The sequence below is a fragment of the Shinella sp. OV683 genome (assembly GCF_057787725.1).
In genome coordinates this window covers 4,549,676-4,574,085 of the sequence record NZ_CM173543.1, presented here as the reverse complement: position 1 = coordinate 4,574,085, position 24,410 = coordinate 4,549,676, and the positions used below count along the sequence as shown (strand labels likewise).

The following is a 24,410-nucleotide window of genomic DNA, read 5'->3' as shown; positions in this document are numbered from 1 at the left end:
TCGCGACGCCGCTTGGCCGAACGCTCGCTGCTGTCCCGCAGGGGGCTGATTTAAGCCGTCAGGTAGCCGAAGGGGCCGGCGAGTACAGATGTCTCGGCCGGCCTGCTGAGACGCGATCGACGACACGATGTCGCCATGATCGCAAAAGTCACAAGCGGTCTCAACCGCTTTGCCATCTATTTATCCACACAACCAGGGAGCGCAAGTCTCATTCCGGGACATTGTTGTGCTGTGCTGAACTGGGCGTTCTGCTTGGTTGTGGCCGATCTCAATAAACGACGTTTACAAAGACTTAAGCATGCTGGCGGAGGGCGTAAAGGAGTTCTTAACAATCACATTTGTGGCGCCAATAATGGCCTCACAGATGCAACCGAGGAACGATTCGGATGAACAACCTTCGCTCAGCAGCAATCGTCATCGCCGGTGATTCAACGCTTTCCGACAATGTAATACATTTGGCCCTGTCCCGTATTCGCGAGCAATTGCACGATAATGCGCTGAGCACCAACCTACTTCCGTTGCACGCCTATCGGACAAAGCGGGTGCTCGAAATTGCTGCCACCATGCGTACCCGTGCGAATGCGACTGAGCGCCCATAGAGTGCGGCGGCATGGCCAGCCACCCTGATCTCGCACTGGTCCACGCATCGCCGCTTCTATCCGGCGCTTGTCCGGTCTCACCGTGGGAATGGCCGTTGCGACCAATCCGCAAAGGTTTTCGCCCTTAGACAGACAGCCCCGCCGCAGGGTCGGGCACCAGTGTTTTTTAAGTTAGCAATAGCTTATAAGCTGGCGGAGGGATTCGCGTCCAGCTGTCATTCGTCGAATCTTTCACCCGGTTGCAATGATTGGCAACGAACAGGACACGCCGGTATGCGGGCTATTTTGACGCCTGGATACGCTCACGCCTGTCTTGCCAAGCGAGATGTTGTTTTGCAGGAAAAGCTCACAGGCAAGCGCAGGCACTTAATTGGTTTTGTGGCTGTCGTATTCTCACTTGTCGCATGGGACAGCATTTCCGCTCCCGTCAATGACGACGCTGGTTACATGACCCCAAGGCGTCGCGTGGTTGCGCCGTTTGCCCACGTCGTCTTCTGCACTCGTCACCCCGCAGAATGCAAGTCGAGCGATGCCGCGCCGATGATTACGCTCGATGAGCAGACAGTGCGGAAACTCGAAACCGTCAATTTGGCTGTCAATCGCTCGATCAGGAGCGTCGACGAACCAGTGGACGATTGGGAGATCAACGTGCAGTCCGGCGATTGCGAGGACTACGCTCTTACGAAACGCAACCATTTGATTGCAATGGGTTTGTCCCCGCGTGCGCTGCGCATTGCCGTCGCACTGACATTCGCGGGAATAGGCCACGCGGTTCTCGTGATCCGAACTGATCGCGGTGACATCGTGCTCGACAATCGCACGAACCAGATAAAGCACTGGAGCAGAGTCGATCTCCACTGGCGGATGATCCACTCGGGCGAAAATCCGCGGATATGGTACGAGCTTCCCGATTAACCGAGGTGGGAACCTGACGCCATTTCCCGTCTTTCGCGTCTGGCCGTGATTACGGCTTGGGAATCCGCACGCCTCTTATCGGATCGAGAAAGCGTATTGAGGCCGCGAGATAGGCCTCCGCCATCAATGCGCGGGGAATGCTTGAGCGAGACGAGCGTTCCGAGGCGAACAGATAACCCCGTTTCGGCACATTGACCACGATCCTTGCGTCAAGATCGTCGATCGATCGCCGGACATCTTTAATGGTTTGCACCAGGGCATCGTCGGTGACGATCATATGACCCCATACATTTTCGAGAATCTCGTCTTTGGAGATAACCCGGTCAGAATTTGCGGCAAGGAAAGCCAGCAAAGCAAAGGACTTTGCTCGTATGGGAACGATCTCGCCGTTTCGCTCCAATACCCTTCTTTGGAAATCGAGCGTAAACCCGGAAAAGCGCACAAGGTCAGTGGTCATGGCGCAACAAAGCCTCCAATTCGGAAAGACGATCAAGAAAGCAAGGGAGCGCCTGGTTCTTTTCGACCAATCCCGTCAACTGGAGGGATGCAGATCTGACCCACATGTCAGCGGATGAAATCCGTTTAACGCTCGGTGCAACAGGTATATTTCAGTACTGTTTCAGTCGAATGTCGTTTTTCGTAGGGCATCCAGAATTGCACTTATCCAGCAGTTCCTGCGCCGCAGGTTGCCTCTTTCAAATTTGCAAGATTGCTCTGAGGCTCTCTGACTCCAAACCTGCTCGCCGCCAGGATTGCGGGGCGGCAGTCGAAAATCGCGGCACTGCGACTGCTTCACGAGATCCCCCGTCAGCATCCGATTGCGGCGCTCGCTCGGAGGCAAAAATTCGTAAGTCGTTGATAATTAAGCAATGCGACACGCTTCCACCTCAAGTGGCGGCAGTTCCGTGAACGACCGGGCGGGCTTATCAACAAGGCCTGGACCTGTAGCGCATTGGTCGCTTATGCCCTTCACGTTGAGCAGCGGGACATTCAAATCAGCGCCCTTTCTACCTGCGCCAATATCGAGGCAGCCGACTGCGAGGACATGCGCACGCTGCGTTGGGAGACTGTTTCATCTGAATGGCGGCACGGCAGTCATTGCCAAAGCAACGACCGCTCCTTCTCCGGAAGCGTGACCGAAAAGCCCGACGGCCCGACCTCCTCGAAGAAGCGTTTGAAGATCTCGATGAAGAGGCGCACGAACAGCGGCTTGGCGTTGCCGTAGAGATCGATGACGATCACCGAGGGCGGCGGAAGCTCGTCGAGGATCGGCCGGCGGGCGATGGCCTGCCCATCCGCCGTTGCCCTGCCGATCGGCCGCATGTTCAGGATCGACATGCCGAAACCGGATGCGACTGCCGAGCGCACCGTTTCGTATGAGCGGGTGTGAAAGCGTACTTCGGGCCGCTTTGCCAGAATATCGAACAGTGTCAGCAGATAGGTTGCGGTCTGCGGCATATCGAGCAGGATGAATGGCCGCGTCGAAATCTCCGAAAGCCAGACCGCATCCTTCTCCGCAAGAGGATCGTCGACGTGTAGCACGGCATGCGCCGGCACCTTGCAGATGCGGGTGATACTGCCGGTATGGATCGGTCCGATATCATAGAGAATGGCCAGATCGATCAGCCCTTCCGCGAGCCAGGCCTGCAACTGGACCTGATCGCCCTCCAGCAGGTCGATCTCGACATCGCCGACGCTGTCCACATATTTGCGCAGCATCTCGGGCATGAACAGCGCGCCGAACGGCTCGAAACAGCCAATGCGCAGCACCTTCGGGACACGGTCTGTCAGGTCGCCGATGGCACGGTTGAACTCGGTGGCCGCCGACAGCATGACGCGCGCCGCGCTGACAAAACGTTCGCCTGCCGGCGTGATCTGCACCCCGCGCGCGGGGCGGCGTTCAAAAATGCGGGCACCCATCTCTCCCTCCGCGAGCGTGATCGCGGCGAGGATGGAAGATTGCGAAATATAGAGTGATTTCGCCGCCGCCTGGACGCTGCCGAGACGTGCGACCTCGCAGACATAACGCAGCTGGCGGACGGTCAAATTCATGGGAAACCTCAAACTTCCAGAAAATGTATAAAGTTACATAAAAGAATACATTTTATAGAAGCGCAAGAACACTCCACACTCTTGTCCAGACAACCTGCCGACAGATGCAGGTGGGAACTAAAATCGGGATCATCAGGAATGCCATTGAAAATGCCTCTGGAAGGGGCGGCGGACGCGTGCCTTTTGAGCGCCGCCGAACTCGCATCCGCCTATCGCCGGCGCACGATTTCGCCCGTTGAAGTCGCGACCGCCGCGATGGATCGCGCCGAAGAGACCAATGCGAAGTTCAATGCCTTCACATTCGTGGACCGCAAGGGCGCGCTCGCAGCCGCGGCAGCGTCCGAACGTCGCTGGCGGGATGGCGCACCTCTGTCCGAGGTCGACGGCGTGCCGACCACGCTCAAGGATATCGTTTGGGTCAATGGATGGAGCGTCCGCTACGGCAGCAAGACCACCGTCGTCCGGCCCTATGAGCAAGACGCGCCATCCGTGGCGTTGCTGCGCAACGCCGGCACGGTATTCATCGGGCAAACGACGACGCCGGAATTCGGATGGAAGGCGATCACCGACAACGCCTTGTTCGGCATTACCCGCAATCCCTGGAATGCCGACAAGACGCCGGGCGGATCGTCAGGTGGTGCGGCGGTTGCGGCAGCCGTCGGGGCTGGGGTCTTTCATCTCGGCACGGATGGCGGCGGCTCGATCCGTATCCCCGCATCGTTCACCGGCATCGTGGGGCTGAAGCCGACCTTCGGTCGTGTGCCGGCCTATCCGGCAAGCCCGTTCGGCACGGTTGCGCATGTCGGGCCGATGACACGCAGTGCCGCCGATGCGAGCGCAATGCTGAAGGCCATGTCGGGTCGCGATATCAGCGACTGGGCACAGGGGGCAGGCGAGCTTGCTGCATTGGATGAGGCGCCAGTCGATCTGGCGGGCAAGCGCGTCGGCTATTGGTCCATGCCTGCGGCAGGTAACCTTGACCCCGGGATCGAAGCCGTTGTCTCCAAGGCTGTTGTCAGGTTGACAGCGGCTGGAGCAATCGTTGAACCGATCGCACTGCCCGGAGACGATCTTCTCGATCTCTTCCACCATCATTGGTTTACGGGTACGGCCGCGCGTCTGTCGCAGATTCCGCTCTCCGAATATGGCTTGCTCGATCCGGGGCTGGTTGAGGTCGGGCGCGCAGGGGCTGCCATCACGTCGACGGCGCTGGTTGCGGCCCAGATGCGGCGAGCAGAGTTCGGCGCCGCCATGGATCGGCTGCTGGTGGACTACGATTTCATCGTTTCACCGGGAGCAGCCTTGCCGGCATTCAACGCTGGTCTCGAAGTGCCGGAAGGCAGCGAATTCAAGCGCTGGACGGAATGGGCAGGCTTCAGCTTCCCGATCAATCTTAGCCAGCAGCCGGCCTGCGTCATTCCATGCGGACTGACCGTGGATGGATTGCCAGTCGGTTTCCAGATCATCGGAGCGCGTGGCGAAGATGCCCGCGTTCTTTCTGCCGCCGCGAGCCTGGAGGTGCTGTTTTCCGGGTAAGCACAGACTGACGCATGACGACCACAAACAAACATAAGAGGGGTAACCGTTATGATAAACAGACGTGCAATGCTTCAAGGGGTTCTGGGAGCCGGCGCAGCCGGTGGAGCACTTCTTGCCGATATGAACAATACGGCGCAAGCGCAGGATGCGACGCCGATTCCTGTGGGGTCGGCGCTGCCGATGTCCGGCTTTGCCGCCGCCGACGGTATCGAATTCAAGAACGGTCTTGAACTGGCGGCAGAAGAGATCAACGCTGCCGGCGGTATTCTCGGCCGGCCGATCGAGCTTCACATCGAAGACACCAAGGAAATGGGCGCCGACCTCGTCACCCAGTCCATGCAGCGGCTGATCGACCGCTATAACACGCCGGTGCTGATCAACGGCTACAATCTCGGCACCAACATGGCCGAGATGGATGTCGCCGCCGACAACGACATCATCATGATGCATTACAACACGCTGATCTCCCATAATGAGAAGTTCAAGACCGATCCGGAGCGCTATTACGGCTCGTTCCAGGGCGACCCGCCGGAATACTGGTACGGACCCGGCTGCCTGAACTTCCTCAAGACGCTTTCCGAAAGCGGCAAGTGGAAGGCCCCGAACAAGAAGATCGCCATCATTCCCTCGGCCAACGAATATTCGATCGTCATCGCCAATGCGATCCGTGACAAGGCCAAGGAGTACGGCTTCGAAGTCAGCCTGTTCGAGACCGTGCCGTTCCCGACCAACCAATGGGGTCCGACGCTTGCCAAGTTGCGCCAGGATCCGCCAGCGGCCATTCTGGTCACCCACTTCCTGCCGCAGGACCTTGCGCAGTTCATGGTGCAGTTCCTGGCCCAGCCGATCAACAGCCTGGTCTACATGCAGTATGGCCCGTCGCTGCCGGCCTTCCGCGAAATCGGCGGCGAAGCGATCAACGGCGTCGTCTATTCGACGGTGGTTGGCTGCCTGCCGGACGATTTCTCCAAGCCGTTCCGTGAAGCCTATCGCGCCAAGTTCGGCCCGAAGTCGGCTTACATCACAGGTTCGCAGACCTACGACGGTCTGTGGATGTGGGCGTTGGCAGCGGCGATTGCCGGAGGGCCAGGCGAGCCCTTCAAGAAGGAGCAGGTCCAGAAGGTCGCCTCCGTCATGCGCCGCAACGTCTATCGCGGTGTCAATGGCACCTATCGTGCCGACCCGGCCGGCCAGTCGGCCTATTGCTACCCGACCCAGGTCGCAGACCCGTCGCTCGGCATGCCACACCAGTTCCTGCAGCATCAGGATTACAAAACCGACCCGAAGCTCATCGCGCCGGTCCTCTACGCGACGGATGAATTCATCCTGCCGCCGTGGATCAAGTAATCTCAGGCTGACGGCCGGGAACTGCATGTCATTGCTATGGCGCTGGCCCGTCTCCGGCCAGTGCTCGGCAACAAGGAGCGGGATAATGGGTGACGAGAACGGTACTCTTCTCGATTGCAGCGACGTCGTGAAGCGTTTTGGATCGCTGGCGGCGGTGGATGGCCTTTCGATGACCGTCAATCCGGGCGAGATCGTCGGCATCGGCGGGCCGAACGGCGCCGGCAAGACGACGTTCTTCGACGTCGTGACCGGCATCACACCGGCGACCGAAGGGCGCATGCTCTTCGATGGCAACGATATCAGTGGGCTCGGCGCCGATCGGATCTGCCAGCTCGGTATCGCGCGCACATTCCAGCTCAACGCCGCTTTCGATAGCCTGACCGTGCGCGAGAATATCGACATTGCCGCCTATTTTGGACGCCACAAGCGGCCGGTCCCCGGCTTCCGGTTTGGCAAGGATGTGCGGGAGCAGACGGAAGAGGCGCTGGCTTTTGTCGGCCTTTCCGACAAGGCGGACGAGACGGTGGCGCAGCTGCCGGTGCTGGATCGCAAGCTCTTGATGATAGCCGGCGCAATCGCCACCAAGCCAAAGCTTCTGTTTCTCGACGAACCTGTCGGTGGACTCAACACCACGGAGATCGACCATATCATGGATCTCGTGGTTCGCCTGAAGGGCGACGGGCTGACGGTGGTGCTGATCGAGCACGTCATGCGCTTCCTGCTAGCGCTGTCCAGCCGGGTTATCATCATGCATCACGGCAAGAAGATCTTCGAGGGATTGCCCAATCAGGTGGCCGAAGATCCGGTCGTCGTGGAAACCTATCTCGGCGAAGGGACACAGAAGCGGCTGAAGACCTACTTTGCCGAAGGGGAGGCGCATTCGTGAGCGCAGCCCAGAAACCTCCCGTTCTCAGCCTCAACAATGTTGTCTCTGGCTACAACGAACTGAAAGTCCTCAAGGGCGTGTCTTTCGATGTCTTGGCTGGCGAGTTCGTCACCGTCGTTGGGCCGAACGGCCACGGCAAGTCGACGCTCCTGAAGACGATTTCCGGCCTCGTGCCGCTGCGCGGCGGCTCGATCAGCATCAACGGCCAATCGATCGTCGGCAAGCCGCATGCTGTGGCCGCACTGGGCGTCGCCCATGTGCCGCAGGGTGACATGCTCTTCCCGGAGATGAGCGTGCTCGAAAACCTGCTGATGGGCGCCTATCTGGCGCCAAACAAGGTAGAGATCGCCCGGCGGCTTGAAGAAGTCTTCACGCTTCTGCCGAAGTTGGCTGATCGCCGCCATCAGATCGCCTCGACCCTGTCGGGCGGCGAACGCCGCATGGCCGGTATAGGCCGTGGCCTGATGATGGGTGGCGCGATCCTGTTGATCGACGAGCCTTCGCTTGGCCTCGCGCCGCTGATCATCGAACAGATCTATGGCGTGATTTCAGAGCTTAGCAAGGCAGGGCGGACGATCCTGCTGGTCGAGGAAAATCCGGCCCGCGTCGCTGATCTCGCCGATCGCCTGCATCTGCTCGACGATGGCGAAATCATCTGGTCCGGTCCGCCGGCCGAACTTCTTGCCCGCGACGAACTGCTCGCAACCTATCTCGGAGGCTGACCGGCATGCTCGATATTCTGATGTCCATCATCGTCGCCGGCCTGACCACGGGCGCGCTCTATGCGCTGGCAACCGTCGGCCTGTCGCTGGTCTGGGGTTCCATGGGAATGCTCAACATGGCGCATGCCGCCATGCTGACGCTCGGGGGCTATGCTGCTTTCACGGCCTGTACCGCCATGGGATTGCCGATCGCCTTTGGCTTCGTCGCGGCGATCCTGATCGGCGCCATAGCCGGCGGATTGCTCTATTTTCTCATCGTCCGCAATCTCTTGAAAAACGACAAGGCGACCTTCGAGTCCAACGTGATGATCGCCACCGTCGGCATCGGTATCGCGCTCGAAAACGCGATCCTTCTCACCTATGGCGGCCAGCCGCTGAAGCAGCCGATTTCGATGGCGGGGTCTTTTTCGCTGGGGCCACTTAATTTTCCCTACCAGAATTTGGTGATCATCGCCGTCGTCGTCGTGCTGATGGTGCTGCTGGGACTTCTTCTCGCCAGAACCCGGATGGGGCGGGCGATCCGGGCCACAGCGCAGAACAGGGATGCCGCTCAGCTGATGGGCGTTGCCGTCAACCGCGTCTATCTGCAGGTGCTGGTCCTGTCGGGGGCGCTTGCCGGCGTCTGCGGTGTTATGGTCAGCTCGATGACTCAGCTGTCGCCGCCGCTCGGCAACGATCCTATGCTCAAGGCCTTTATCATGTGTGTGGTGGCCGGGCTCGGTAACCTGCCGGGTGCGGTCGCCGCCGCCTTCGGGCTGGCGCTGCTGGAAGCCTTTATCCAATATGTCGCCGGTGCGCGCTGGGGTTTTCCGTCGCTACTGTTCGTTGTCATCGCCGTGCTGATCTGGCGGCCATCCGGCCTGTTCGGTCGCGCACAAATCCGCCGTATGTGAGGAGCTCAAGGTGACAAAAGCAACAAGCTCCAAGGGCATTTCCGGCTCCACGAAACTCGACATGGCGATCTCGCTTCTGCTGATCGCCCTGGCCATCGCACTGCCCTTCTTCGTCGACAGCCGCTACGTCCTCGGTCAGGTGGTGCTCGCGCTGTTTTATGCCACCATCGCCTCGCAGTGGAACCTGCTGTTCGGCTTTTCCGGCATCTTCTCGCTGGCGCAGATGGCGATCTTCGCGTTCGGCGGCTACGTCACGGCGATGCTCTGCTTCTATTTCGGCTGGAATGTCTGGGCAGCACTGGTGCCCGGCGCGCTTGCCGCGATGGTTTTTTCGCTGATCGTCGGGCTCGCCTGCCTGCGGCTCACGGGCGTCTATGTGGCGCTGCTGACGCTGGCGATCGCTCAGACCATGTATCTGCTTATCGTCACCGACACCGAATGCTTTATCATGGTCGGCTCGATCTGCCGGCAGTTCACGGGTGGCGCGGTTGGCTTTGCGCGCTTTGGTGATCTCGGAACGCGGGCGCTGCTGAAAGGGCACTGGCTGGTCGGCAACTACGCCATCATCGCCATACTCTTCGCCGTGACCATGCTGTTTACCTATGCGGTGGTCAAAAGCCCGATCGGCCTGGCCTTCCGGGCGCTCAAGGACAATCCCGGCTACGCGGTCGCGCGTGGCGTCAATCGCTTTCAGGCGCAGCTTCTGGTGTTCGGCATCTCGGCTTTCTTCACCGGGTTGGCCGGCGGCTTCTATGCTGCGCATTTCCAGGCGATCGGTCCGGGAATGCTGTCGATGTCGCAGCTGATGTTCATCATCGCCATTGCCGTGGTAGGCGGTGTCGGCACTTTCTGGGGCCCACTGGTCGGCACCATCGTGCTGGTCGCGGCCGATGAGCTGATGCGCGAGGCGGGCGAGTTCCGCACCTTCGGGCTCGGCATCATCATCGCCGTGTCCATCGTGCTGATGCCCAAGGGATTGGTCGGTCGCGTCAGCGATCTCGTCGGCTGGATCCGCAGGCGCAGAAATTCAGACCCGAAGACGAAACTTGCACAAAGCCCGGCACCGGCCGGGGAATAAGGGGTAGATATGTTCGACACCATCATCATTGGCGCCGGCTCGGCCGGCAGCGTGCTCGCCAATCGCCTGAGCGCTGATCCCAACCGCAAGGTGCTGGTTCTCGAGGCTGGTCGCGCAGCCCCCGTCGCGTCGGACATTCCGTCGGACTGGGTGACGATGTTCAACACCGCGGCCGATTGGGGCTACTATACCGAGCCGCAAGCCGGTTGCCGCGGGCGACGCATCTTCTGGCCGCGCGGCAAGATGATCGGCGGTTCCGGTGCCTTGAATGCGATGATCTATATCCGTGGCCTGCCGTCGGACTACGACGCCTGGGAAGCCATGGGTTGCACCGGCTGGGGCTGGAAGGATGTCTTTCCGGTGTTCCTCGCCTCCGAGGGCAATGCCGACATCAAGGACAGCCCCTATCACGGCAATGACGGCCCGCTGCATATCGGCAATGTCCCCTATGTCGACAAATACGAACTGATGTGGATCGAGGCGGCCAAGGCTGCCGGCCATGCCTACAATCCGGATTACAACGGCGAAACGCAGGAAGGCGTCGGCCTCTTCCAGTTCACCATCAAGGATGGCGAGCGCTGGGGCACGTCCAAGGCTTATCTCCGCCCGGCGCTGGAACGCCCCAACCTGACGCTGACATCCGGCGTATTGGTCACCGGCCTGATCATTGAGGGCAGCCGTGTCAAGGGTGTTCGATATCTCGTCGATGGCGTGCCGGAGATCGCCTATGCCGATTGCGAGGTCGTGCTGTCGTCCGGTGCCATCGGCTCATGCCAGCTGCTGATGCTCTCCGGCGTCGGTCCTGCCGCCGAACTCGAAGAGGTTGGGGTCAAGGTCGCGCATGACTTGCCGGGCGTCGGCAAGGATCTGCAGGATCATCTCAATATCCCGGTCAGCTTCTACACCAAGGAAGAACTGGGCATCGGCGCCTGGACCGACGAAATCATCAATGACAGTTTTGCCGAGTGGCAGGACAAGCGCACCGGCATCCGCACCTCGCCATGGGTTGCCTCGGGCGGGCATGTCTGCACGCGGCCGGGCGTCGAGCCCGACCTGCAGCTCTATGGCGCGATAAGCCCGCATCGCGACTATGCCCGCTTCCTCGGTGGCCAGTCCGGCATCACCGGACACAGCACCTTGCAGCGTCCCAACAGCCGCGGCGAGATCAAACTGCGCTCGGCCAATCCGATCGAACATCCGGCGATCGATCCGAAATATTTCAGCAGCGACCCCACCGGCCTCGATCTCGCAACCATGATCGCCGGCGTGCGCATCAACCGCAATATCATTGCCCAATCGCCGATCAAGGACCTGATTGCCTACGAACTCTCGCCCAGCGCCGAATGCCGGACCGACGAGGAAATCGGCAATTATGTCCGTGGCCACATGACGACGCTCTATCACCCGTCGAGCACCTGCCGCATGGGCACGGACGCCAAAGCGGTGACCGATCCCGCGACGCTGAAGGTGCATGGTCTCGAAGGTATCCATGTCGCCGATGCCTCGGTCATTCCCAAGATGGTGTCCGGCAATCTCAACGCGCCGACGATCATGGTCGCCGAGCGGGCCGCGCAGATGATCTTGGCTGGTTAAGGAGAATCGAAATGAACATCGCTCAATCCGCAGGAAACTGGCACGAAAAGGCTGGCAAGCTCGCCATCGAGACCAGGCTGTTCATCGATGGCGCGTTCCGGGAAGCCGCGTCCGGCGCCAAGTTCGACACCATCAATCCATCCAATGACAGCGTTATCGCGACCATCTCGCGTGGCGATGACGCCGATATCGACCTTGCGGTGGCTGCGGCGCGCAAGTCGTTTAAATCGGGTGCATGGTCGCGGCTTGCCCCGCGCGCCCGCATGGCGGTGATGCTGCGCTTTGCCGACCTGATCGAGGCGCATGCGCATGAATTCGCGCTGCTCGACACGATCGACATGGGCAAGCCGATCCAGGAAATGCTGACGGTCGATATTCCGCTGGCGCTGACCTGCCTGCGCTTTACCGCCGAATGTATTGACAAGATGGAAGGCACTGTCGGTGCGACCTCCAATGAGGTACTGAGCTATGTGCTGCGCCAGCCGCTCGGCGTTGTCGGCTGCATCGTGCCGTGGAACTATCCATTGCTGATGACGATGTGGAAGATCGCTCCGGCGCTGGCGGCCGGCAATTCCGTCGTGCTGAAACCCGCCGAGCAATCGCCGCTCAGCGCGCTGCTTCTGGCGCGCCTGTTCATGGAGGCCGGCGGCCCCGCTGGTGTGCTGAACGTCGTCAACGGCTTTGGCGCCGAAGCCGGCAAGGCGCTGGCGCTGCACAACGATGTCGACAAGATCGCCTTTACCGGTTCGGCCGAAGTCGGCAAGCTGATGCTGATCTATGCCGGCCAGTCCAACATGAAGAAGGTCGGCACAGAATGCGGCGGCAAGTCCCCGCATGTGGTGATGGCGGATTCCGAAAACCTGCAGACCGCCGCGTGGTGGGCGGCGATGGGTATTTTCGGCAATCAGGGCGAGGTCTGCTGCGCGGGCTCGCGGATCATTGTCGAAAAGTCGATTGTTCCGGATTTTCTCGATGCATTGAAAGCGCAGGCCAAGGCCGGCTACATCCCCGGCGACCCGCTCGATAATGCAACGACGATGGGCCCGCTGGTGGCCCGCGAACAGCAGAAGCGGGTTCTGGATTATATCGAGATCGGCAAGCAGTCGGGCGCCGATTGCATCCTCGGTGGCCGCGTGCCGGAGGGGCTTGAAAATGGCGCCTATGTCGCGCCGACCATCTTCGCCGGCGTCGGCAACGACATGCGCATCGCTCGCGAGGAAATCTTCGGGCCGGTTGCCACCGTCATTCCGGTGTCCGGCTATGACGAGGCGGTGGCCGTCGCCAACGACACAAATTTTGGTCTCGCGGCGGGCATCTGGACCAGCGATCTCGGCAAGGCGCATCGCTTCGCCAGGGATGTCGAGGCCGGCATGGTCTATGTCAACAGCTACATGAACGGCGACATGCAGCTGCCCTTCGGCGGCTGGAAGGAGTCCGGCAATGGCCGCGACAAATGCATGGATGCGATCCTCTCCTACACGCAGAGCAAGGGCGTGTGGGTGACGATCGGCAATTGAAAAGACGAAAACAGGGAGTAGATGCGGTGAAGACTGGCTGGAATTTCCATGAACTCTATCTCTGGCACGATACCGGGGCGGCAGCGCAATTCTTCCCGGCCGGGCTGACGGTCGAACCCGGCGAGCACGCGGAAAATGCCGCGACCAAGCGTCGTTTCAAGAACCTGATGGAGGTCTCGGGGCTGACCGACCAACTCATCAAGATCAACTCGACGCCGGTGACCGAGGACGATCTCGCCCGTTTCCACACCCGCGATTATGTCCGTAGCATCAAGGCGCAAAGCGACGACCGGGGAGGGGATGCCAGCTATCTCACACCGTTCGGACGCGGTAGCTACGAGATTGCCTGCCTGGCGGCGGGCGGTACGTTTGCTGTCATGGATGCCGTCCTGAGCGGCGAACTCGACAACGGCTATGCGCTTGTTCGGCCGCCGGGGCACCACGCCGAAAGTGACAAGGGCATGGGCTTCTGCCTGTTCGGCAATATCCCCGTCGCAATCATGAAGGCCCGTACGAAACATCAGTTCGAGCGCGTGGCGACGGTCGATTGGGACGTGCATCACGGCAACGGCACGCAGGCCGCGTTTTACGCCGATCGCGGCGTCTTGACGATTTCGCTTCATCAGGAGCGGCTCTATCCGCATGACAGCGGCGACCGTGAGGAGCGCGGGACGGGCGCCGGCGAAGGCTACAATATCAATGTGCCGCTGCCGGCCGGCAGTGGTCATGGCGCGTACATCGCGGCATTCGAACAAGTGGTGCTGCCGGCGCTCACGGCCTACAAGCCGGACCTGATCGTGGTGCCCTCGGGCTTCGACGCGTCTGGCGCAGACCCGCTCGGCCGCATGATGCTCCACAGCGATACCTATCGCGAAATGACGGGGATGTTGATGGAGGCTGCGGATGCCCTGTGCGGCGGTCGCTTGATGATGTCGCATGAGGGCGGCTATTCCGCGTCTTACGTGCCCTATTGCGGGCTGGCGGTCATGGAACAGATGTCCGGCATCAAGACCCACATCGACGATCCATTCCTGCCGGTCTTCCAGAATTACCATGGACAACAGATCCAGCCGCACCAGCAGGCGGCGATTTCGGCGGCCGGTGAGTTGTTGTCAGGTCTCGGCCGGTGAAGTCGTGGCCGACTTGATCTGACGTTCCGAACCGGTAAACGCGCCCTTGCAGCCTCTCGACAGGAGACAGCAGCGCCAAGCCGCATAACCATCGTCAGAAGGCGGGGCGGAGGACGCTCGCCGCATTCCGGCGACCGTTCAAACACCCGCTTCCCCGATGAAATTTATCTCCGGCAAGGATGATGGTGCGCCAAAAACAGTGTCCGGAAGCTTGCGTATTTCGTCGATGAATTCCTGCACATGGTCGGCCGTCGATTGCCATATGTCATGGTTGAGAACCACAGCTGTGTCTCCGGCAGCCTTGATGCCCTTGATGCCCAGCGGAATCCAGACCTTCGAATCCTTGCTGAGATAGTCCTGGGTATCGACATTCCATTTGAAAATGCCGAATCCCATCTCGCCCGCCACCTGTCGGACAGTGGCATCAAGTTCCCCTTGGGGAGGACGGAACCATTTTTTATAGGTGGACAATTGACTGAGCTGGGCATCCGCCTTCGATATTTCGTCGCGGATCTGGCTTGCAGGAAGTCCCTTCACCACCCTATGAGTATAGGTATGGTTGCCAATCAGGTGGCCATCCTGCGCAACTTTTTTGGCGGTCGCCATGTTCTTCTCCGCTATGTCCCCCACCATGAAAAATGTGGCCTGAATATTGTTGTCCTTGAGACATTTCAGAACTGTTGGGGTTTTCGCCGGATTCGGGCCATCGTCGAAAGTGAGCCAGACTGTGCGTGTCATGTTGCCTATGCCTTTCTTTGGTGTTGAGGCCGGTTTGAAACAGCTGCTGTTGCGATGAAACAGCCTTGTCTGACCGTCTCCCTAGAGATTGAACGGTTTCATGAAATCGGCCGTTTTCTCGCAAATCTGCCCGCCCCCGGGACGGTCGATTTTCACAAGGCCGGCAAAGGCCACCCCAGGTTTTATGCGCGTGCGGGCAGCAAATGCCCATTCGAACAGTGCGCGTCTGCGGACATGACCCCGCGCCAGATCCCTCACCAAATCTACGAACTCGATGCGCTGCGGCAGCGGCGCCGATGCCGTGAGAACAGGTGTCGCCGTGAAAGCCTTCGAGTTGGTTTTGTCATCGAGTTGGTCAAGGGTTACGACGACAAACACCGACGACGGCGGCGCGACGACCGGCTCGGCTACGATTCCGACGGAGACCGAGATTGAATTGACGGGCGCACCGCTGTCATCAATTTCTGACACGTTCAGCACGATGCGGTCACTCGCCCTGATTTCGACGTCTTTTCCGCCCTTGGCGCTGACCAGGGCTTTGATAGCGATGGCGTAGGCAACACCACTTTGCAGCCCCGCGAGTGATTCCACGCCTCTTAAAGCCAATGACAGTTGCAAAGGCTCAGCCGTACCTGCGCCTTCGCGAACGAGCGTAATCGTCAGCGTCCGCGCCTCCGCTTTGTCATCGAAGGGTGGCGCGTCCTTATTTTCTTTCGCCGGCAGGTCGAAGGCCACATTTCGCCTCCCGAACACGAGGTGGATCGTCTCGCCCGCATCATATTCAAAACGATCGACTGCAAGGCATGTTGTCCCGTGGGCATCGATTCTTTCTGCTGATAGCGCCGGCCCAGCCAACTCCCGGTCATAGGCAGGATCGCCAAACATCACCGTCGCTGTTTCAATCGGCAACCAAGGGCGCCTGGTTGGGATTAAGGGCAGCGGCAAGGCAAGTGTGATGGGTGGCCCGCCGACGAGTTTTCCAACCGGTGAGCTTGCGAGGGCAAATGGTTTGTCCGGCTCAGCGCCTTGTTTGCCACCGGTGCCAAACCGCAGCAAAAGCCGCGCATCGGTGTCGGCATCCGCCTGCGCAAGCGCAACCCGCAGTGATTCTCGTGCACCGCCAGCCAGTGACATCAAGAACAGCGTGATGGTGTCGCTATCCGTCGCCGTGTACACCGCCTGCTCGAAGGCAACGGTGGTGTCTCCGACAATCAGCTCGCAACGCGGCTCGTTCTCTCTCAGCAATCCGAGCAGCATCAGCCTCGTGGCAAGCGGCTCAGTTCCCTTGGGCATATTGTCTGATGGGCGCTTAAAGGAAAGATCGATGGTACCCCTGAAATCCGGACCAAGCCGGCCGAGTGCCGGACTTGCAACTGATACGATGATGGCAATCGACTCACCGGAGTCGAGACTATAGCGTATCGTGGTGCCGGGTCCGCGCGTCAGCACGAGCGGCGCCAACTGCGTTGTCTCGTCAGCCGTAGGCACGGGAATGCGAATATTCTCGCCGATATAGGTGCGCCTGCGCTCAGCAAGATTGTTGGTCTTGGGAAGACCGGTTGACCTGGGAGCACGGCCTTGCGTCCAAGTAACAGGAGCGCGGTCTGCCGGGGTGCCAAAGCGCGCGACTTGTGAGTCAAAAGCCAACGCCTTTTCAGCTCTGACGATGACACCGGCATGTTCCATGACCAGCACACCCGGTCTCACGCCCGTGGAGATCACCTCGTACTGTCCGGGCAACATGGCCGCACCCGGAATTGGCGTTTCGCCCGAAGCGGGCGGGACAGGCGCCCGGACACGTGGCGGCACTGGAATAAGCGCACGGTCTGACGGCGATCGAGTCTTCGTCGCACCTTCTCGCTCGAACAGGACGTGTTGGCCGATAGCGAGGAACATTTGTTCTGTGGGACTGTGCAAACCCGTATCACGATGCAAAGCCCTGACATGCCCACCGAAGCTGCGCGCCCGTCCGGCCCACGCCACCGTGGCATCCTGAAGCGGCTGCTCGTCACCGATCGAAAGCGTGTGTACCTTTGTTGACCCGACCTGGGAGGCTTGCGGCCAGCCAAGCGCGGGCGAAGCATAGACGGCGGTCTTCACATTGCGCAGCGGTTTGACTTGTGCGCCGCCGGCCGCCGCTGGCGCGCCAACAACACCGCTAAACTGGTCGTGGCAGCTAAAGCCGTTGTCAACGGAGCGGACGCGCGCCAAAACGATCGCAAGCGGCTCAGCAACGCGCTCGGCGGCCAGGATGCCGAGCGGTCTGGCGCTTCCGGCGTCATCTCGATCAATACCTGCAACCGAAACCGGCATGACAAACGCCTGCTTGCGGCCAAGGATGCAGAGATCGTAGTTTCTTGTCTCATCCGTATCAGGGGTTCCGCCTGTACTCAGCTGCGCGGTGAAGCGCGCGAGCCGCCCTTCATTCCCGACAGCGAGTAATGTCGCTGCGTCGATACCGACGCCGTCAGCCGCTTTGGGAATCGCTGAAGCATAGGCGATCGCGTTCAATGCCATGATGGCCTGCCAGAAAACCGGCGTTTGAAGGATCGTTTTGGCATCGATTTTGCCGATGATGTTTTCACCAAATGCCCTGTCGACTGCCCGTGTCGCTTCCTTCACGCGGTCTCCGAATCGCGTCTGTAGCGCGCTTTGAACCTCTGCGATCGTGCCCCTGCCAAACGAGAAATTGATCGGCAACGCATCATCAAGTTCACTTGGCAATCCGGCGGCGATGTCGAAGGCCGCGAGCGCAAAGCGCTTGTCGCCTGAAGGAAGCTGCGTGAAAGTGCTGAACGGCGTCAGCTTTGCGGCAGCGACCGGCACGATCCAGGGAAGTGCGAAGACGAGTCCGCGACGCAGTCCGCCGCCGGATTGCGATGTCGTGACTTCGAGCGTGGCGCTTCCAAAAATAGCAAGCTGCTTGCTCGCCGCAGCCTGTCTAACGACCTGCGTTAGCACGTAGTCCAGCGGTCCGCTTTCGGTGATGCCGGCACTGACGAATCTGGAGCTATCACTGTGATAACCTGGCGAAAAGGCATAGGTGGCATCCTTGCCCAGGTTTTCTTTCAGCACAGCGAGGTCTGCGATTGCGACGTCATCGATGCTTGTCCATGCGAACGCTGTTTCATTTTCTTTCTTAAGGGCATGCTGAGTGAAAGCTTTCGCCCGCAATGCCTTTCCGAGAACCCAGTCTGCACCGGCCCGATTGAGAAACTCGATGGGAATTTCCAAATCCAGGATCTTGGATGTGACGTGGTGCTTGAGAACGGCAGGCTTCAAAAGCGGTTTCTCGCCCTGCTTCGGTTGGCCTTTGAAGTAGCCGTCGAGATAGGGCTTTATCGATGCCTCATCGACGTCGGGCCACCCGATCGAGCATTCGCGCGCTGTCTCGGGCAGCGAGATAACCAGTTGATCCCTGGCCGTCTTGTCTTTCTTGTCGTCCGTGGAAGGATGGATTGCCCGGTAGTTCAGGACGCTATTATCGAGGTCGTTGGCGGAGTAGGTCGCATTGAACTCGCAATAGGCTGCAGTGATATCTATCGAGGCGTCATTGCCGGATGAAGTCTCGAATGCCAACGCAAGGGCACCTTCAAGCTTCGAAACCTCCAGCGGCAGCCCACGAATGACCTCGAACGTTGAACTCTTGCCGAACACGCCTGCACTCAGCACGCCGGAGGCATGATCGACTATCAGGCCCCTCCAGTCGGCGGCGAGCTTCCAGGCAAGGATCGAGATACTTCCATCGAGACCGATCTGAATGGGGAAATTGGCAATGGTCGTGCCATCTGGTCTCGGTGTGCCGAGCCCTATCGTTCCGCCGATTTCGACAGTCGGCTGGATGCCGAGGGCGCAGGAAAAACTCGTCAAACTCAGACGGGGCGTTGTGTTCGTATCCTTTCCAAGGGCCGTCGTGATCGTCCATACCGCATCACTATCGGTCGCGACCGTGGCGATGGCAGCCTTGATCCTGCTGCCAAACAGACGCGTGCTGAGCGATCCTGCGGCATTCCTGGGTGCGAGTTTCCCATCCTTGATCTCGAGAATCAACTCGACACTAGCCCAACAAGGCGACTTTTCCGATCCAAGAATGGGGCTCGAATGCGCTTCAAAATCCAGAATGATTGCGGCCGTGGTTGGATTGGTTGGTTTCGGATCGACGATCTTGTCTGCGAAGACGTTTCTGACCGCGCTGGGCTTCAATACGCCATCCTTCATCACATAGGTAACGGCTATCGGGTTACCGGTTTCATAGCTCGCTTCTTGTCCAAAGGGAGTATGCAAATCTGAAGCCGCGCTGGTCGCCAAGGTCACGGAATAGGCGATGATCGCTCCCACCGCATCGCCCGTGCCGGTATCGATATCCAGTCCAAGCAGGCGCAACGGGCGCAACCTCAGCGGTCCAAATTGGAGATCGAAAGCCGGCGTTACCTTTCCGTCGAGTTCCTCAAAAAGCCTCCACTCATAAACGGCCTTTGGCAGGATCTGCCGTTCGAATACTTTCTGGTCCGGACCAGGGGCATTCTCGGGCGTGCCGTCAGGAGCAAAGGTGTAGAGCTTATTCTTCAAGTCCATCGGCAGATCGCGAACTTCCAGCGAAATGGCCGATCCATGGTTGGACAGTTTGATCGGCGCATTGGTGGTGAGGAGCCAGCGCGGCACCTGGGTCCCTACGACTGCCCTGAATATTGACGGGCGCGTCGTGAATTTCGTTTCGACGGTCGGGTCCGCCGCCAGACCGAAACCGCGTGTATCCATGCGGTACTGGTGGCCACCGCTCGAGTAATCGTAGGGCTTGACCGCAAAGCCCGTCACCTCGATCGAACCATCCTTGTCCTCAACGATATACTTGTCATCAGCCGCGGCGGGCAGCGTGAAGGTTCTGTGCTTGTCGGCAAGAGCTGCTTCGCCCGCAAATCCGTCGCCGAGTTGGTATTGGCCCAGTGGCAACCCGTCCACATCGGCAACGACCTCGAAATTCGTCTGCCATGCAAATGGCTCCACGAGAGCATCGACCAATGTGGATTTCCAATCGGTGGCACGGTGCGATTGTGTCCCGGCGAGCTTCAGCCGGCGAGCGGAATCGTTCCATGTGCCCTGTAGGGCGTCCATATCAAGCGCTGTTACGATGGGCTCGGCGTTCAAAGTGCCTGAGGCGGCCACGCGGCTCGGCGCTTGCGCAGCGTGGAATTCATCCAGCAATGGCAGGTCGAAACGGAGAGAGGCGTCCCAGGCGGTTGCCGGCTTTATGTCCTCCGTGGAGAATTCTATGCCCGGCAAAGTCACCGCCACCATCGGCATATCGCGCGGGCTGTCCAGTCCCCAGCCACGTTTCGCAGAGGTTCCGCCGGTTATGCCAGCGACCTTTGGCAGCGGCATGTCGTCGAAATCAAGCGATATGCTGACGGGTTTGCCATCAGCCATCTTGTAGATTGTGGGCACAAGATCACGCGTCAGTGATGGTGACGTCGCATTGCGGGCCGTTCGCGTCATGTTCATCGCAGCAACAAGCGCCATGGCTTCGAAGCTGGCTGGTCCCCAATGAACGATGCTTCGGCCTTCTAACGCTGGAACAACGATCTGGACGTCGCCGACGGCGTCGTCCGCGATCTTTGCGGTTGCTCTCCAGTCGGATGCAATGGGCGGGGAATTGCCGAAAGTAACCGGCAGGGAGGATAGCGAGATCGGCCCTGCGGCCAGCGTCGGCAGCACTTCCTCAGCCGTGGGCGATCTCTCCGCGCTCCACAGCACACCGTCGAGGACGCCGATCGCATTGCCGAATTGCGCGACGATGGACGAGATCTTGTCGTTTTCGAAAGCAACGCTGATCGCCGTGTGACCCGCATCATCGACGAGAATGGCCGGTCCGCACGTACCCTAATAACCGGCAAGTCCAACTCGAACGGAAAGTCCTCGGAAATCGAAGTCAGGTCGAGGGGAATGTCTCGCCCGCGTGTGATTGCGGTCGGTGTCAGGGTTCCAGCGAGTGCAAGTCCGCCAGCATCAAGAGTGATGGCAAGACCGGCAATCCCACCCAGATCTTGTCCATCGTAGGTAATCGTTCCAACGCCGGGCGTCGTTGTTGCAATCGTCAGCGTGCCTGATTGGACCTGCGCAGCAATCACCGGAACGGTGGACCAGTTGACTTTGACATTTGGAGATCCAGCCGGAAAAGGGTTCTTGAACGCAAAATCGAGCAGATCGTCCAGCGGCCCGAAAGGGAAGCCGGAAATTGCCAGGCTCGGCATCCAGATTGGCGGCAGCGAGATTTTCGGGAAGGGAACCGCGTTGAGCCTCGGCAGACTGATGGACGGCGTGAGTTTGAACAGTTGATCGGAATAGGGCGCGTCGATGTCCGCGAGCGTTATGGCAACCGTAAGGTTGATCTCTCCAGCCACCGTGAAAAGTGGGTTTGTGACGATCAGCGCGGCCTGAAAAGAGCCGGTCAACAGGGTCTTGTCGGTCTTGCCTGAGTCCAGAAGATCCTGCAGCGCGTCGCCATTTAGCGCGAGTGTCGCCCTGGCCTTGCCGGTTCCACCAACGCCGGTCACACCGAAGAAGCCTTGCGATGTCAAATCAACGCTCATCGAGCCGAACGCCGCAGCCAGCTTGCCGCGCTCCTGCTGGATCAACGTGATAGCATTGCGGATTTCTTCCTTCAGTGCAGCCGTCGCGCCTTGATTGGCGCTGCTCTCGATTTGCGCCAGATCCGCTTCGATTTCGCTTCGATTTCTAAGGCGAATATTTCCGGTACTTCCCGTCAAGAATACGCCTGGCAGCGTGAATTTGCCCATTGCCAGGGTTGCAGCGTAGTGAAGGGAGGTGAGGCCTAATTCGTCAGCATCGAACTGCTGGTCGAATAGACTGCCTTTCAAGCCTATTTTTTCAAGTAGCCGCTTGATTGCCCCTGATGCGCCGCCTTCTGGAACAGCAGCAAGGCTGCCTGACAATTTCAGGACAAGTGAACTCGACTGAACCAGCGTGACCGATTCCATGAGGTGCCCCACTACGGCGCGCTGTGCAACGTGGCCGTGTTGCACATTAAGGATGCTATTGATTCAAAATGCAATCAAATTTTTGCAGACAGGCAGGTCTTTGACTATTATTCACAAGGATTCGCCTGGGTTTCAGTCATTTATTCTTATCTCTCTGCCTGAATAGCAGTCGTATCACAGGTGATAAGCCTTTGAATAATATATAATCAATATGCATAAATGTAACGTCGTTGCTTCAGCGGGATTTGATACCTAAAAATGCAAGAAAGCAGAAAACTATGCGTGATTTACACGTGTTATTTGGCCGGTTGTATCGAATTATTATTGAAATTAAGAAAGAAAGCCAACGGTTTCATTGCGTTCCCTGGAGCGATTTAATCTCGAATTTCGTCTGCGGTTGCCGCAAAATACAACCATGAAGTTTAGTAGATAGAAAATCCGGCTGCTAGGCTGTCGATGCGACGAGCATCCTCAAAACGCCGTACCCTTGCCGCGTCAGGAATGGCTGACGGCTTTCACGATTTGAGCGGGCACTTATCGGCGCGCCCGTCATCTCTGATTGAACTTCACGCCCACCGGGGTCGCCAAAACAGAGCGAACAACAGATTTTTGTCGAGCCCGGATTGACCGCCGCTGAAAATCAATGTTTGATTAAATCAATTTGATTGACTCTATAAGATCAAAACGAAGAGGGGAATAAAATGAGCATGAAAACAAATGGTTACGCCGCGGTTACCCGACGCACGCTGCTTCTGGCGGCTACCGCGGTCGGTGCATCACTGGCTTATGGCGGCGCGTTCAGTGTCGCTGCCAAGGCCGAATCCGTACTCTCGATGCATATCGAGGAGCAGACCAGCTGGGTGAGGAACTTCAACCCGTTCGATCTCGGCGGCCGCCGCCAGAGCACCTTGGACTTCATCTACGAGCCGCTGGTTATTTTTAACGCCGACGATGGCGGCAAACCAATTTTCCGCCTCGCGACGGCTTTCAAATTTTCCGACGATCTCAAGTCCATCACCTACACGATGCGCCCCGGCGTGAAATGGTCCGACGGCAAGCCGCTGACCTCAGCGGATGTGAAGTACACAATCGACCTGATGCTCAAAAATCCGGCCACTGACACAGCCGGCGTCGGCGAGACCGTTGCATCGGTGGAGGCCCCGACACCTGAGGAAGTCAAGATCAACCTCAAGGATATCAATTCTGAATTTCCGGCATCGCTTGCCGATCTGGCTGTCGTGCCCGAGCATATCTGGAAAGACGTCGCTGATCCGATCGCATTCAAGAACGAAAATCCTGTTGGCTCCGGGCCGATGACCGAGATCCGCCGTTTTACGCCGCAGGTCTATGAGCAATGCCGCAATCCCAATTACTGGGATGCCGCCTCGCTGCATGTCGATTGCCTGAAGCTGCCGCAGATCGCCGGCAACGACCAGATGCTTGCCCTTTTGCCCGAAGGCACGATGGACTGGATCGGCTCGTTCCTGCCCGAGATCGACAAGACTTTCGTGGCTCTCGACCCCGAACACAACGGCTATTGGCAGCCACCGGCCGAGACGGTTGCTTTCCAGATGAACCTGAAAAGCAAGAATGCCGGCAATGCCGAGGCCTTTAACGACCTGAATTTCCGGCGCGCTTTCAGCCTGGCGATGGACAGGACCTCGATGGTCGATATTGCCAGCTTTGGCTATCCGAAGGTCAATCTTCACGCCAGCGGCCTGCCGCCGCGCTTCGAAGCTTGGCGCAACACGGCTGCCGAAGGTCCAAAGGATGAATGGATGGGCTTTGACGTCGCCAAGGCCAACAAGATCCTCGACGATGCCGGCTACAAGAAAGGTGCCGACGACTTGAGGACCACGCCGACCGGCAAGCCGATCGCGTTTACGATCGTCATTCCGAACGGCTGGACCGACTGGATCGACACAGCCCAGATTGCTGCGGAAGGCCTGCGGGCCTCCGGCATCAACGCATCCGTGGGCACGCCGGAATATGAACAGTGGCAGAAGCAACTGCTCGACGGCAGTTTCGACGTTGCGCTGCAATCACGCGGCGACGGCTCGACACCGTTCCGTGGCTATTATCAATCGATGTCGACGGCGTTTGCCGGCCGCGTTCCTACGGCTCCGTCGCGTTACTCCAATCCCAAGCTCGATGCGATTTTCAACGCCTACCGCAAGGCAACGGCTGACGCGGACCGCAAAAAGCTGTTCGATGAGGTTCAAGTCATCGTCGCCGACGACATGCCAATGGTCCCAGTGTTCAATGGCCCGACCTGGTATCAATATTCGACCAAGCGGTTCACCGGTTGGGTGACCTCGAAAGAGCCGGTGATGAACCCGGAAAACCACGACAACAACCGTATGCGCCTGATACATTTGTTGCGTCTGAAGCCCGTGCAATAAGCAA

General features: G+C 59.1%; 18 protein-coding genes. 14 read left to right on the top strand and 4 right to left on the bottom strand.

Annotation, left to right across the window (positions count from 1 at the left end; all coding sequences use genetic code 11):
- Positions 1-135 precede the first annotated feature (135 nt).
- From ACXHRN_RS22020 to ACXHRN_RS22010, 3 genes are all read left to right on the top strand, one after another.
- Complete coding sequence (locus tag ACXHRN_RS22020; protein ID WP_488638429.1) at positions 136-390, top strand: hypothetical protein; 255 nt, start codon at positions 136-138, stop codon at positions 388-390.
- On the top strand, positions 387-599 hold the full coding sequence (locus ACXHRN_RS22015) for a hypothetical protein (protein ID WP_488638428.1): 213 nt from the start codon (positions 387-389) through the stop codon (positions 597-599). The genes ACXHRN_RS22020 and ACXHRN_RS22015 overlap by 4 nt, the downstream gene beginning before the upstream one ends.
- A gap of 273 nt (positions 600-872) precedes the next feature.
- Complete coding sequence (locus ACXHRN_RS22010; protein ID WP_488638427.1) at positions 873-1,514, top strand: transglutaminase-like cysteine peptidase; 642 nt, start codon at positions 873-875, stop codon at positions 1,512-1,514.
- Between the two features lie 49 nt (positions 1,515-1,563).
- On the opposite strand, the gene ACXHRN_RS22005 is transcribed toward ACXHRN_RS22010, so the two are convergent.
- Complete coding sequence (locus ACXHRN_RS22005; protein ID WP_488641980.1) at positions 1,564-1,866, bottom strand: winged helix-turn-helix domain-containing protein; 303 nt, start codon at positions 1,864-1,866, stop codon at positions 1,564-1,566.
- Here ACXHRN_RS22005 and ACXHRN_RS22000 point away from each other — a divergent pair.
- Positions 1,792-2,070, top strand: coding sequence for a hypothetical protein (locus tag ACXHRN_RS22000; RefSeq protein ID WP_488642040.1), 279 nt, complete (start codon positions 1,792-1,794; stop codon positions 2,068-2,070). The two genes, ACXHRN_RS22005 and ACXHRN_RS22000, sit on opposite strands and share 75 nt — an antisense overlap.
- A gap of 539 nt (positions 2,071-2,609) precedes the next feature.
- Here ACXHRN_RS22000 and ACXHRN_RS21995 read toward each other — a convergent pair.
- On the bottom strand, positions 2,610-3,566 hold the full coding sequence (locus ACXHRN_RS21995) for a LysR substrate-binding domain-containing protein (protein ID WP_488638426.1): 957 nt from the start codon (positions 3,564-3,566) through the stop codon (positions 2,610-2,612).
- A gap of 138 nt (positions 3,567-3,704) precedes the next feature.
- Between ACXHRN_RS21995 and ACXHRN_RS21990 the strand changes: the two genes are divergently transcribed.
- From ACXHRN_RS21990 to ACXHRN_RS21950, 9 genes are all read left to right on the top strand, one after another.
- The gene (locus tag ACXHRN_RS21990; RefSeq protein ID WP_488638425.1) at positions 3,705-5,102 is read left to right on the top strand and encodes an amidase; all 1,398 of its coding nucleotides are present in this window, start codon (positions 3,705-3,707) and stop codon (positions 5,100-5,102) included.
- 51 nt (positions 5,103-5,153) lie between these two features.
- Positions 5,154-6,452 (top strand): ABC transporter substrate-binding protein, encoded by a 1,299-nt coding sequence (locus tag ACXHRN_RS21985; RefSeq protein ID WP_488638424.1) that lies wholly within the window; start codon positions 5,154-5,156, stop codon positions 6,450-6,452.
- 85 nt (positions 6,453-6,537) lie between these two features.
- A complete protein-coding gene (locus tag ACXHRN_RS21980; protein WP_488638423.1) occupies positions 6,538-7,338 on the top strand; it encodes an ABC transporter ATP-binding protein in 801 nt (266 codons plus the stop codon).
- A complete protein-coding gene (locus ACXHRN_RS21975) occupies positions 7,335-8,060 on the top strand; it encodes an ABC transporter ATP-binding protein (RefSeq protein WP_488638422.1) in 726 nt (241 codons plus the stop codon). The genes ACXHRN_RS21980 and ACXHRN_RS21975 overlap by 4 nt, the downstream gene beginning before the upstream one ends.
- Positions 8,061-8,065: 5 nt before the next feature.
- Complete coding sequence (locus ACXHRN_RS21970) at positions 8,066-8,953, top strand: branched-chain amino acid ABC transporter permease (RefSeq protein WP_488638421.1); 888 nt, start codon at positions 8,066-8,068, stop codon at positions 8,951-8,953.
- 10 nt (positions 8,954-8,963) lie between these two features.
- Positions 8,964-10,031, top strand: a complete 1,068-nt coding sequence (locus ACXHRN_RS21965; RefSeq protein WP_488638420.1) for a branched-chain amino acid ABC transporter permease — start codon at positions 8,964-8,966, stop codon at positions 10,029-10,031.
- A gap of 9 nt (positions 10,032-10,040) precedes the next feature.
- Positions 10,041-11,624: a GMC family oxidoreductase gene (locus tag ACXHRN_RS21960; RefSeq protein WP_488638419.1), complete on the top strand. Its 1,584-nt coding sequence runs from the start codon at positions 10,041-10,043 to the stop codon at positions 11,622-11,624.
- Positions 11,625-11,635: 11 nt separating this feature from the next.
- A complete protein-coding gene (locus ACXHRN_RS21955) occupies positions 11,636-13,141 on the top strand; it encodes an aldehyde dehydrogenase (protein WP_488638418.1) in 1,506 nt (501 codons plus the stop codon).
- Between the two features lie 26 nt (positions 13,142-13,167).
- A complete protein-coding gene (locus ACXHRN_RS21950; protein ID WP_488638417.1) occupies positions 13,168-14,271 on the top strand; it encodes a class II histone deacetylase in 1,104 nt (367 codons plus the stop codon).
- A gap of 138 nt (positions 14,272-14,409) precedes the next feature.
- On the opposite strand, the gene ACXHRN_RS21945 is transcribed toward ACXHRN_RS21950, so the two are convergent.
- Both ACXHRN_RS21945 and ACXHRN_RS21940 read right to left on the bottom strand, forming a co-directional pair.
- Positions 14,410-15,009 (bottom strand): polysaccharide deacetylase family protein, encoded by a 600-nt coding sequence (locus tag ACXHRN_RS21945; RefSeq protein WP_488638416.1) that lies wholly within the window; start codon positions 15,007-15,009, stop codon positions 14,410-14,412.
- 81 nt (positions 15,010-15,090) lie between these two features.
- Positions 15,091-20,721 (bottom strand): hypothetical protein, encoded by a 5,631-nt coding sequence (locus tag ACXHRN_RS21940; protein WP_488638415.1) that lies wholly within the window; start codon positions 20,719-20,721, stop codon positions 15,091-15,093.
- A 1,984-nt stretch (positions 20,722-22,705) separates the two neighbouring features.
- Between ACXHRN_RS21940 and ACXHRN_RS21935 the strand changes: the two genes are divergently transcribed.
- Positions 22,706-24,406, top strand: coding sequence for an ABC transporter substrate-binding protein (locus tag ACXHRN_RS21935; protein WP_488638414.1), 1,701 nt, complete (start codon positions 22,706-22,708; stop codon positions 24,404-24,406).
- The last annotated feature ends 4 nt before the right edge of the window (positions 24,407-24,410 follow it).

Excerpts from the sequence above, each read along its gene's own strand:
- ACXHRN_RS22020 (WP_488638429.1), top strand. The coding sequence starts at position 136 with ATGATCGCAAAAGTCACAAGCGGTCTCAACCGCTTTGCCATCTATTTA.
- ACXHRN_RS22015 (WP_488638428.1), top strand. The coding sequence starts at position 387 with ATGAACAACCTTCGCTCAGCAGCAATCGTCATCGCCGGTGATTCAACG.
- ACXHRN_RS22010 (WP_488638427.1), top strand. The coding sequence starts at position 873 with ATGCGGGCTATTTTGACGCCTGGATACGCTCACGCCTGTCTTGCCAAG.
- ACXHRN_RS22000 (WP_488642040.1), top strand. The coding sequence starts at position 1,792 with ATGACCCCATACATTTTCGAGAATCTCGTCTTTGGAGATAACCCGGTC.
- ACXHRN_RS21995 (WP_488638426.1), bottom strand. The coding sequence starts at position 3,566 with ATGAATTTGACCGTCCGCCAGCTGCGTTATGTCTGCGAGGTCGCACGT.
- ACXHRN_RS21990 (WP_488638425.1), top strand. The coding sequence starts at position 3,705 with ATGCCATTGAAAATGCCTCTGGAAGGGGCGGCGGACGCGTGCCTTTTG.
- ACXHRN_RS21985 (WP_488638424.1), top strand. The coding sequence starts at position 5,154 with ATGATAAACAGACGTGCAATGCTTCAAGGGGTTCTGGGAGCCGGCGCA.
- ACXHRN_RS21980 (WP_488638423.1), top strand. The coding sequence starts at position 6,538 with ATGGGTGACGAGAACGGTACTCTTCTCGATTGCAGCGACGTCGTGAAG.
- ACXHRN_RS21970 (WP_488638421.1), top strand. The coding sequence starts at position 8,066 with ATGCTCGATATTCTGATGTCCATCATCGTCGCCGGCCTGACCACGGGC.
- ACXHRN_RS21960 (WP_488638419.1), top strand. The coding sequence starts at position 10,041 with ATGTTCGACACCATCATCATTGGCGCCGGCTCGGCCGGCAGCGTGCTC.
- ACXHRN_RS21955 (WP_488638418.1), top strand. The coding sequence starts at position 11,636 with ATGAACATCGCTCAATCCGCAGGAAACTGGCACGAAAAGGCTGGCAAG.
- ACXHRN_RS21945 (WP_488638416.1), bottom strand. The coding sequence starts at position 15,009 with ATGACACGCACAGTCTGGCTCACTTTCGACGATGGCCCGAATCCGGCG.
- ACXHRN_RS21935 (WP_488638414.1), top strand. The coding sequence starts at position 22,706 with ATGAGCATGAAAACAAATGGTTACGCCGCGGTTACCCGACGCACGCTG.